Below are 9,616 nucleotides of genomic sequence, written 5' to 3' on the forward strand. Positions count from 1 at the left end.
CGCAGCCGCCTGAACAGGCGAAACAGAGCGTCGGACCGCTGATCGCGGTCCGACGCTCTGGCGTGCCCTGGTCTCAGTTTTGGTCTCATTTATTTTCGACATTCAATACATTTCAGGCACGCGACGAACGCCCCCTCTGCTGGTGGTCAGAGGTCACGCATCGAGTGGGCCCGGCTCCGGCACGAGATGCCCCGAAGCGGCTCTCCTCATGCCATCAGGTCACCGGGTACCCCAGGGCCAGGGCGGCTTTCCGGAACGCCGGTAGCCGGTCGGGGGGAGACCGCGAGGTGGCGCTCGCCGATTCGGGTACACAGCACGCGCAGGCGGCGGTCGCTGATGACGAGGGCTGCCAGTGCCTCGTCCGCGCACTCGATGAGATGGGTCTGCCCTGTGCCGCAGAGTCGGCCGGTGCGGCGGGCAGTGTCGTCGAGCAGGGTGGTGACGGTCTGGGGCACCGGGTGCGAGGCGGCCTGGTTCAGGTAGCCACGGAGCTCGTCGAGGGCGTGCAGAAGAGAAGCGGTCGTCAGTGTCCAGACCCGGTCCGTTTCCCTGTCGCGTCCAGAAGGAGGGTGTCGGCGGAGGGCAGCCCGTCAAGGGCGACGATGTCGAAGCTCGCCAGAACGGTGACCCGGCCCGTCGGGACGGCTGAGGCGGGGACCTGGGCGGGGGCGTAGTCGTCCGTGAGGCCGACGGCGTGGGCGCCCAGGGGATTGAGCCGGAGTGCGGACAGGCCGTCGTAGCGGCTGAGCCGGTCGAGGTAGTCGCCGCCCCAGTTGTCCCGGTAGTCATCGCGGGCGCCCACCGGGGGGACGTACTCGATGTCGATGAGACCGAGCGTGGCCGCGTACTCGAAGAACACCGCCAGGGTGTACCGACCCTGGAGGAGGGACCAGCCGTGGTAGCCGTCGTAACCGAGGCTGCCGTATTGCGGATCCTCCAGGTACAGCTTCCACAGGGCGCGTTCACTGCGGTGGACGACTGGATCCAGACCGGCCGCGCGCATGTCAGTGAACAGGCCGTCGATGGACATCCACTCACCCGGGGTGAGGCCGGCCAACGCCTGGCCGACAAGCTTGCGGCGCGGTTTGGCCGCGGTCAGGACGTTCGCCGAGCGCTGGCCCTTGATCTCCTCGACGCGGGAAAACTCGTCCAGGAGGCTGTTGTTCAGCCAGCGTTGCCACAGCTGAGGAATGGTCAGGTGCGGCGGCCGGGTCAGCGCGGCCCGTCCGCGCGTGGTCAGCACCAGCCGACCGCCAGTGAGCTGGGCGAGGCCGCCTGCCTGGAGCAGCATCGGCCAGGCGAAAGCGGCGATGGCCTCGTGCGGATAGAAGTCGCCGCCGTCCAGGACGTCGGCGACCGCCGAGACGGTGGCGGCGCTGGGGCGGCGGGTCTTTTCGCTGCACCGCAGCTTCCCCGTCATACACAGGCGCAGCACCGTCAGCAGGTTGCCCTGCGCCTCGTGCTCGGTGTGCCGGACCCGTGGAGCACCGGTGGGCTCCTGCTGCCGTTCGACCGGTATCACTGCTCGTGTTCCCCGCTTCGTGCCGCTCGCGTCCCGTTCCTACAGATGGGCAACGTAGTCGTAGTTGCCCGGGCCGCAGGTGCGTTCGAGGATCTGAACCACGTTGCGCGGGTTGTCGTAGGGGCCGGAGAAGTAGAACGGCTTGCCGTCCCGACCGAAGCCGATAACGGGCCGGTCGCCGGGCGGGGCACCCAGGTGCACTACGGCGTCGGCGAAGCCGTCCGCGGGTTCGAAGCCGAGGCGGCGGGCGTAGGCGACCGCATCGTGCACGATCGTCTGCGCCTGCTCCACGCCGATCGGCAGCGGCCGGTGATCGAAGGCCGAGTAGTACGTCGATACGTAAGCGGTCAGGGATCCGGACCCCATCACCTCGGGGCCGGTGACGTTCTTGACTCCCAGGCAGTACACGTCCACCAGGAACCCGGTGACGGTCACTCTGCTGGCGCGTTCCTGGCGGGCCAGGAGAATCTGGGCGAAGCCGCCCGTGCCCGGGTCCGGCTCCTGGCCGAGGAGGTCGGCCGCCGCCCAGTCCGGGGCTTTGCCCATGTCCAGTCCCGCGCTCCAACCCGCGTTGGCCCAGCAGCCCACCACGGGCCGCTCGTCCGGCGCGGTGTTCGCCTGCGTCGCCTCGGCGACCCGTCTGATCAGCGCGGTGGCCTGGGCCGGGCGCAGCCCCAACGCCTTCGCGATCTGCTTCGGCGCGCTACCGCGCTCTCTCATCTCTCGGACCCGGGCCAGTAGTTCCTCGTCGCGCGTTGTCACCGTCGCAGTGTGCCACTTCCGTGTCGCCCCATGTGAGGCACGGGGGTGCGCCGACGGTGCTGCCATCCTGAGTTCGGGTGATACGGAACACGAACCGGAACGGGCAGGTCGGCATGGGTGAGACAGCGGGCGGGACCGTCGAGCGGGTACGAGCGCTGGTCGGTTGGGTCGGCACGGGTCGGAAGCTGACCCAGACCGGCCGTGTGACGCTCGCCGACGCGCGAGCACTGGTGGAGGTTCTGGACACCGGCGATCGGATGGACCCGGTGATCGGGGACCGTACGTTCAGGACGAAGTCCAGCGAGGAGCTGTACCACCTCACGCTGCTGGTCGAGTGGGCCAAGGCGGCGCGGCTGCTACGAGTCGCGGGCGGGCGCCTGCTGCCGGTGAAGAAGAACGCCAGGCTGCTGGACCGCCCCGACGAACTGCGTGGCGCCCTGTTCGCCGCGCTGCCGCGCATGGGGCCGGCCGTAACGGTGTCCGGCTGGCTGGAGTCGCTCTTCTCACACGAGTACGAACGTGGTCTGCGTGCGCTGCTGCACCGCCTGTACGCGGCCACGGCCCCGGTGCCGCTCGGTGACCTGTACGAGGTGGTGTGGGAGGCGGTCAGCCCGCTGTACGTGCTCGACGACCTGTCCCCCGACCGTCTGGGGCATCTGCGCACCGCGGGCGACCACGACATCCAACGGGTCCTGAAGGCCCTCGCCTCCCTGGGCGCTGTCCATCTCACGGAGGACACCGCCGAGTTGACGGCGGACGGACGCACCGGGACGGCCCGGATGCGCGGCGAGCCCGAGCCCGGCGACGCGGTGTTGCGCATCCTCGTCGAGCTCGCCGACGTGGACGGCCTCCGGGTTTGGCGGCACCTGCTGGTGCCCGCCGCGATCCGCCTGGACCGGCTTCACTCCGTGATCCAGGACGCGATGGGCTGGCAGAACTGCCACATGCACGCGTTCACCATCGACGGCATCCAGTACGGCCGCCCCGGCGGCGAACTCGGATTCCGCGACGAGAGCACCGCCACACTGGGCGCCCTGCTCAAGCCGGGCGCCCACTTCGTGTACACGTACGACTTCGGGGACTCCTGGGAGCACCTCATCACCGTGGAGCAGTTCCAGACAGCCGCAGCCGGGCTGCACTATCCGCACTGCGTGGACGGCGCCGGGGCGTGCCCGCCCGAGGACTGCGGCGGCGCCCCCGGCTACAGCGATCTCAAACTGATCCTCGCCGACCCGGCACATGAGGAACACCACACCATGCTGGTATGGCTCGGGCTTCGGTCCGCCACGGAATTCGCCCCCGACCGTTTCACGCCGGACGAGGCCAACGCACGGCTGCTGCGCCTCACGGCACCATGAAAGACGAGCCGTCCGGCCGCCACGCAGCCGTTCACGGCCCTGGGTGCCACCGACTGACTCACCGGCCCCGCCCCGCCCGGACAAGGACGTACGGGCAGACCTCGCATCCCCGGCGTTCGGGTCTTGAGCGTCGACTACACGGCGACGAGGCGCACCCTGTCGCCACAGAGCTTCGCCATGTCGTCGATGTCCGAGGTGAGCATGACGACCGGGCGGCGCTGACGCAGCGCCATCTCGGCCACTGCAGCGTCGATGGCGTATTTGTGACCATGCAGCCCGGCGTTGATCAGCAAGCCTGAGGCGGCCCTGGCCTCCTCATCGCCGATGTGCACGATCCGCACGCCGGACAGGACCCACGCGAGCCGCGCCCTGTCGGTCCGGCGATGCACCGCTTCGATGATGGTGAGCGCGCTGATGACCACCTCCATGCCCCGCTTGCGGGCCTCGGCGATGAGGGCGACGACGGGCTCGTGATCACTGACGAACTTCGACAGACCCTCACAGTCGAGAATGAGGGTGCCTTCGTGGCTCAGCTTGCGGCGGGCCACTGCCCCTCCTCGGCGAACACCTCGTCGAAGACCCGGCGTGCCCGCTCCTGCTCGCGCTCGGAGATCGGCCCCTGACGACGTTCGTAGTCGGCCAGATACTCATCCAAGATCTGACCGCGCAGCTCGCGCTCCACCGCTTCGGTGATGAACGCGGAGAACTCACGCTTGCCGACTCGTCGGCGGATCGCATCCGCCGTCCCCTCGGGGAGGGAGAGGCTGACCCTGGTGGCCGGCCCCTCGCCGACGCTGTAAGGAATCTCGCTCATGGACCAACATTATCAAATAAGTAGGAATTCGGCCCGGGTGCAGCACCCGCCGAACGGCGCGAGCCGCCCGCCCGTCACCTCGTGGTCTCAGTTCCGGTCTCATTCACCCACGTTCAGCCGCGTCCGGATGTCACCGCACAACCCGCTCCACCGCAGGTCAGGATGCCTACGACCCCCGCCGGACCCCCGTACGAACATGTGGAAAGCGTGTTGGGGGCAACCCCTCACGAGTTCGAATCTCGCATCCTCCGCAGCCGCCTGAACAGGCGAAACGAAGACCCCGGACCGTGTAAGCGGCCGGGGTCTTCGGCGTTCCCTGGTCTCAGTTTCAGTCTCATTCATTTCCGACATTCACGACATTCTCTGCGATGACACATCCCCGCACCTCCTCAGTGAGCACCGAAGGCCCGGACCGGCAGTCGCACGCTACAAGCCATCGCCAGGAACTAGGAGTATGTTTTATGTAGGTGTACTTCTATATCTGGAGCGGCGTGTGGACAAGCCTGCCGAGATGTTCGACCGGGATTACGAGTGGTCGGCGCTGCGCCGGTTCATCACCGATCCTCAGCCAGGAGCGACTCTGGGTGTGGTCTCCGGGCGCCGCCGCCAAGGCAAGACGTTCCTGCTGGATGCCGCCTGCCGTGCCGCCGGAGGGTTCTACTTCGGTGCGACCGAGGCCATGGATGCCGAGTCGCTCCGGCGGATCAGCACGGCGCTGACCGCCCACGTCCGCCCCGCCAGCCCGTTCCACTTCGCCGACTGGGCAGAGGCCGTCGACGCCCTCCTCGCGCTCGGCACCGAGCGGCCCGTCCCCGTGGTGATCGACGAGTTCCCCTACCTCGCCAAGGCCAACCCCGAACTGCCCTCGATCATCCAAGAGGCGTTGCGGCCCCTGCGTGACCAGCGCACCGGCTCCCGTACCCGGCTGCTGCTGTGCGGCTCGGCGCTGTCCTTCATGGGCCGACTGCTCTCAGGTAACGCCCCACTGCGCGGACGGGCAGGGCTGGAGTTGGTCGTCAGCCCTCTGGACCACCGCCTCGCCGCCGAGTTCTGGGATATCACCGACCCCCACCTGGCCATGAAGGTGAACGCGATCGTGGGCGGCACCCCGGCCTACCGGCGCGAATTCGCACGCGGCGACACGCCAAAGGGTCCGGACGACTTCGACGACTGGGTCGTCCGCACCGTCCTCAACCCCGAAACCCCCCTCTTCCGCGAGGCCCGCTACCTGCTGGCCGAAGAACCCGACCTCCGCGACACCGCCCTGTATCTGTCCGTCCTGGCCGCCGTCGCCGACGGCAACGCCACACGCGGGGGCATGGCCGGCTACCTGGAGCGCAAGGCCACCGACATCGCCCACCCCATCAACGTCCTCGAAGACGCGGGTCTGCTGCATCGGGACGCCGATGCCTTCCGCGACAACCGGCCCACTTACCGCATCGCCGAACCGCTGATCGGCTTCTACCACGCGATCATGCGGCCGGTCTGGGACCAGCTCGAACGCCCCGGCAGCGCGGCACGGGTCTGGCAGGCCAGTCGTCGCCGCTTCGTCAGCAACGTCCTCGGGCCCCACTTCGAGCAGGTCTGCCGGGACTGGGCCCTACATCACGCCGACCCCGAGCTCCTGGGCGGCCTGCCGGCCCGCGTCGGACACGGCGTCGTGCACGACCCCAAGGCCCGCACCGGCCACGAGGTCGACGTGGCTGTCGTCGGAATCGCGGATGGTGGCAAGCCGCCACTGCTGGCCATCGGAGAGGCCAAGTGGAACGACACCATGGGCGCTGCCCACATCGAACGTCTCCGGCACATCCGCGACCTCATCACCCTGGCAGGCCGCTACGACACGACGAACACACGGCTCATGTGCTTCAGCGGAGCAGGTTTCAACGACAAGGCGCACGCCGCAGCAGCGGCCGACCCGGACATCCGACTGATCGACCTGGCGACCCTCTACGGCCAGGTCTGACATCTCGGCGTCGCCCGAAGGTCAGCCTTCGGCACCTCGCAGCACCGCCAGCAGTTCCCCTCCCGTTCCTTCAGTACGGGAAGCAGGTAGACCAGCACCATGGTGAGTGACGTCGGCAGGCAGAAGCCCACGGTTGCTCTCCAAAGTTGGTAGCGGCGACCGGTCCACCACTTGTCCAGGAAGGGGAGAAGAAGGCTGCTGATAGCCAGCAGCGTGCCTTGCAACACCAGCGCTACATCACCGCGCGCCAAGCCGAATGCCTGACAGGCCCAGCCGTACAGGAGGGCCCCGATCAGGACCAGGCTAGGCAAGAAGATGATCGCAAGTCGACGCCCCGCTCTCCGCTCCGCGGCCTCCATCTCGGGAGTGACGATCTTGACCCGAACGTAGCGGGGCACGTCTCTCCAAGGACCGCGTATGCCAGGTAAGTAGAGCTGCAGCAGCGTATCGATCTCATCGAACGCACGTGCCGACATGCGCGAGACCAGACAGCCACCCCTGACACTGTGGTCTCAGTTCTGGTCTCATTTACTTCAGACATTCAGGCACGAACCATCCACAACCGTGTCGCCAAGGGTTCACGCACATGTGCGCGCACGTCCGGGTCGGCGGTCACTACGATCGCCGGTCATGGACTGGCTGGAGCGGACCGCGACGTTGAGGCAGTGGACCAAGGGCGGGGCGCGCGCTCCCCACAAACCGCTGCTCTTCCTGTACGCCCTCGGCCGGTTCCAGCAGGATGCAGACGGCGGGCTGTTCTACAGCGCGGTGGAGGAGGACCTGAAGCGGCTGCTGGCCGAGTACGGTCCGCCCAACAGGACAACGCCCGCCTACCCGTTCCATCATCTGGCCAGCGATGGGGTGTGGGAGGTGCGCACCGACCACGGCCCCGGCAGTCCCGGCAGCGCGGTGCGGGAGCTGCGGGCAGCCAGGGCTGTCGGACAGCTGGCGCCGGAGCTGCGGGCGGCACTGCGGCGCGAGCCGTCACTGCTGGGACGGCTCGCGCGCGTACTGCTCGACCAGCATTTCCCGCCCTCCCTGCACAGCGAACTGTGCGAAGCGATCGGACTGGAGCTGGAGCCGACGGAGACCGGGCGGCTTCCGTCAGCGCGACGGCAGAGGGACCGGCGGATGCGGGAGCTGGTGCTGACGGCTTACGAGTACCAGTGCGCCTTCTGCGGCTACGACGGGCGGATCGGAGCAGTGCCAGTCGGGCTGGAGGCCGCGCACGTGCGCTGGTGGGCGTTCGGCGGCCCGGATGACGTCGACAACGGACTCTGCCTCTGCTCACTGCACCACAAGCTCTTCGACAAGGGGGCCCTCGGTGTCGGCGACGGCCACCGCGTCCTCGTCTCGCAGCACTTCGTCGGCCGCAGCCCCGCAGCCCGCGAGCACGTCATAGCCCTCGCGGGCCGCCCCCTCATCGGCCCACAACCAGGCATACGGCCCGTGGCGGCGCACCACCGCTCCTGGCACACCAGCCAGGTCTTCCACGGCACCCCACGTCCCGGCGCAGATCGTCCGCGAAGTCGATCTCGCGAGGACTCGCGCACCCACCCGTAGGTCAGCCCTCGTACTCCCACGGGTTGAGCAAGAGCGCGCCAGTCCGGGCCAGGTGCTTGACGTTCCGGCTCACCAGGGTCCATCCGTTCGCCAGAGCGGTGGCGGCGATCAGCGCATCCGGCGGATCGATGCCGGTCCCGGCGCTCTTCAACTTCCGATGAAGGGCAAGGTACGCGAGGGCTTCCTGTTCTCCGATGGCCGCGATCCGGTCGCTGTGGTCAACGCGGATGCTGTCGAGCACCCGCTCAAAAGCGGCACGCCGTACCAGGTCCGGTGTTTCCGCGATGCCCGCCTCGATCTCCGCGATCGTGATGACGCTCGGGTAGAGGGCGGTCCGCGGGCCCATACCTGGGGACAAGCCTAGGCGGGCCGGCCGTCCCGCAAGCTGGATCCCGTCGAACCCATGCCGCCTGGTCTCAGTTCTGGTCTCATCCACCCCTGTCCGGGCCCGCCCAGACAAGGCCGCCCTGGACACTCCGCCCCAGGTCAGGGCACCTACGCCCCCCGCCGGACCCCCGTACGAACATGTGGAAAGCGTGTGGGGGGCAACCCCTCACGAGTTCGAATCTCGTATCCTCCGCCAGCTCAGAGGGCCGGACCGCGCAAGTGGTCCGGTCCTCTGGCGTTTCCCCGTCTCAGTTTCCGTCCCAGTCGCCCGGCGGCCTCCCCCACACGACTTCGCCAACCCGAGGTCAGCGCTGCAACCCGAGGATCAGCCGGACGGAGCCCTCCACACTGCGCAACTCACCCGGGGCCAGCAGCCCAAGCTTCCTCCGCAGCCGCGACTTCGCCACCGTGTGGAGGTCCGCACGGTTCACGTATGACTCGTCGTACTTCGTCAGACCCGCGTCAGGCCCGATCGGAACATGCGTGACCTGCGGACCGGAGGTCCCGGTGATCAGCGCGACCGTGACCGACCCGGACATCCGACTGATCGACCTGGCGACCCTCTACGACCAGACCTGATGCATGCCCACGCATCTGTGACCGTCGGGAGCACTCCGGTGAGCGCCACCCTGCCGTGGCACGGCGGCACACTGCGTGCGGCCCCTTCGGCAGGGAGGTGAAGCGTTGCCTGTCGTCCGCTCCACCAAGGTTCCCGCATGACGTCCCCATCCGGGCGACGCTGTCGAACTGGCTGGCTTCGACGGCCCACGACGCCTCCGACGAGGTCGTGGGCCGCATCGAGCAGCATTGCCCCGGCTTCCTCACGCACGGCACCGTCGTGGCGGCCTTCCGAGACCTGCGCACGGTGCTTTACCGGGCCGTCGAACCCTTCCTGCAGGACGGCCACGAGGACGTGCGCGAAGCCGCCGTCCTCGCCTCGATCATCCTCGCCGAGCACCCCGGGCTCGCCGGGCACCGCGATCACCTCGCCGTGCACGCGCGCACCACCCTGGACACCAGCAGTGGCACCCTCAACCGGCGCGTTGCCCGGAAGGCACCCACGGCATGGGGACACGACGTGCCCGACCCCGAACCCTTCCGAGAGGAGCCCTGGGACCGGGGGCCACACAGCGATGGCCGCGGCGACCTCGCCCCGTTACCTTTTCCGTGGCCCTGAAATGGGGCTCCTGGCCTCCGGGCCCGGCATGACTGTTGCCCCCTGTCGAAGGCATGACCTGGGGGGT

At 68.4% G+C, this 9,616-nt stretch carries 12 protein-coding genes; 4 read left to right on the forward strand and 8 right to left on the reverse strand.

Annotation, left to right across the window (positions count from 1 at the left end):
- Window positions 1-206: 206 nt before the first annotated feature.
- The 3 genes from ACFW22_RS35095 to ACFW22_RS35105 are packed head-to-tail and all read right to left on the reverse strand — an operon-like array spanning window position 207 to window position 2,284.
- Window positions 207-527 carry a helicase-associated domain-containing protein gene (locus ACFW22_RS35095; protein ID WP_386412697.1) on the reverse strand — a complete coding sequence of 107 codons (321 nt, stop codon included), beginning with the start codon at window positions 525-527 and terminating at the stop codon, window positions 207-209.
- Window positions 524-1,522 carry a hypothetical protein gene (locus tag ACFW22_RS35100; RefSeq protein ID WP_386412674.1) on the reverse strand — a complete coding sequence of 333 codons (999 nt, stop codon included), beginning with the start codon at window positions 1,520-1,522 and terminating at the stop codon, window positions 524-526. Before ACFW22_RS35100 ends, ACFW22_RS35095 begins: the two co-directional genes overlap by 4 nt.
- 39 nt (window positions 1,523-1,561) lie before the next feature.
- Complete coding sequence (locus ACFW22_RS35105) at window positions 1,562-2,284, reverse strand: hypothetical protein (protein WP_386412677.1); 723 nt, start codon at window positions 2,282-2,284, stop codon at window positions 1,562-1,564.
- Window positions 2,285-2,397: 113 nt separating this feature from the next.
- Between ACFW22_RS35105 and ACFW22_RS35110 the strand changes: the two genes are divergently transcribed.
- Entirely contained in the window at window positions 2,398-3,642 is a 1,245-nt protein-coding gene (locus ACFW22_RS35110) for a plasmid pRiA4b ORF-3 family protein (protein WP_386412679.1), read from the forward strand.
- Window positions 3,643-3,776: 134 nt separating this feature from the next.
- On the opposite strand, the gene ACFW22_RS35115 is transcribed toward ACFW22_RS35110, so the two are convergent.
- Both ACFW22_RS35115 and ACFW22_RS35120 read right to left on the reverse strand, forming a co-directional pair.
- Window positions 3,777-4,190 (reverse strand): DNA-binding protein, encoded by a 414-nt coding sequence (locus ACFW22_RS35115; protein ID WP_386412681.1) that lies wholly within the window; start codon window positions 4,188-4,190, stop codon window positions 3,777-3,779.
- Window positions 4,172-4,456: a hypothetical protein gene (locus tag ACFW22_RS35120; RefSeq protein ID WP_386412683.1), complete on the reverse strand. Its 285-nt coding sequence runs from the start codon at window positions 4,454-4,456 to the stop codon at window positions 4,172-4,174. Before ACFW22_RS35120 ends, ACFW22_RS35115 begins: the two co-directional genes overlap by 19 nt.
- 493 nt (window positions 4,457-4,949) lie before the next feature.
- Between ACFW22_RS35120 and ACFW22_RS35125 the strand changes: the two genes are divergently transcribed.
- Window positions 4,950-6,422 (forward strand): ATP-binding protein, encoded by a 1,473-nt coding sequence (locus ACFW22_RS35125; RefSeq protein WP_386412685.1) that lies wholly within the window; start codon window positions 4,950-4,952, stop codon window positions 6,420-6,422.
- Here ACFW22_RS35125 and ACFW22_RS35130 read toward each other — a convergent pair.
- The gene (locus ACFW22_RS35130; RefSeq protein ID WP_386412687.1) at window positions 6,407-6,898 is read right to left on the reverse strand and encodes a hypothetical protein; all 492 of its coding nucleotides are present in this window, start codon (window positions 6,896-6,898) and stop codon (window positions 6,407-6,409) included. The two genes, ACFW22_RS35125 and ACFW22_RS35130, sit on opposite strands and share 16 nt — an antisense overlap.
- 154 nt (window positions 6,899-7,052) lie before the next feature.
- Between ACFW22_RS35130 and ACFW22_RS35135 the strand changes: the two genes are divergently transcribed.
- The gene (locus ACFW22_RS35135; protein WP_386412689.1) at window positions 7,053-7,985 is read left to right on the forward strand and encodes a phosphorothioated DNA-binding restriction endonuclease; all 933 of its coding nucleotides are present in this window, start codon (window positions 7,053-7,055) and stop codon (window positions 7,983-7,985) included.
- A 1-nt stretch (window position 7,986) separates the two neighbouring features.
- On the opposite strand, the gene ACFW22_RS35140 is transcribed toward ACFW22_RS35135, so the two are convergent.
- Both ACFW22_RS35140 and ACFW22_RS35145 read right to left on the reverse strand, forming a co-directional pair.
- Entirely contained in the window at window positions 7,987-8,331 is a 345-nt protein-coding gene (locus tag ACFW22_RS35140; RefSeq protein ID WP_386412691.1) for a PIN domain-containing protein, read from the reverse strand.
- Between the two features lie 346 nt (window positions 8,332-8,677).
- Complete coding sequence (locus ACFW22_RS35145) at window positions 8,678-8,887, reverse strand: type II toxin-antitoxin system PemK/MazF family toxin (RefSeq protein WP_386412699.1); 210 nt, start codon at window positions 8,885-8,887, stop codon at window positions 8,678-8,680.
- Window positions 8,888-9,048: 161 nt separating this feature from the next.
- Between ACFW22_RS35145 and ACFW22_RS35150 the strand changes: the two genes are divergently transcribed.
- The gene (locus ACFW22_RS35150) at window positions 9,049-9,549 is read left to right on the forward strand and encodes a hypothetical protein (protein ID WP_386412694.1); all 501 of its coding nucleotides are present in this window, start codon (window positions 9,049-9,051) and stop codon (window positions 9,547-9,549) included.
- Window positions 9,550-9,616 lie beyond the last annotated feature (67 nt).

Origin of the sequence: Streptomyces sp. NPDC058872 (assembly GCF_042743065.1) — a bacterium.
In the GTDB taxonomy this organism is placed as follows: Bacteria; Actinomycetota; Actinomycetes; order Streptomycetales; family Streptomycetaceae; genus Streptomyces.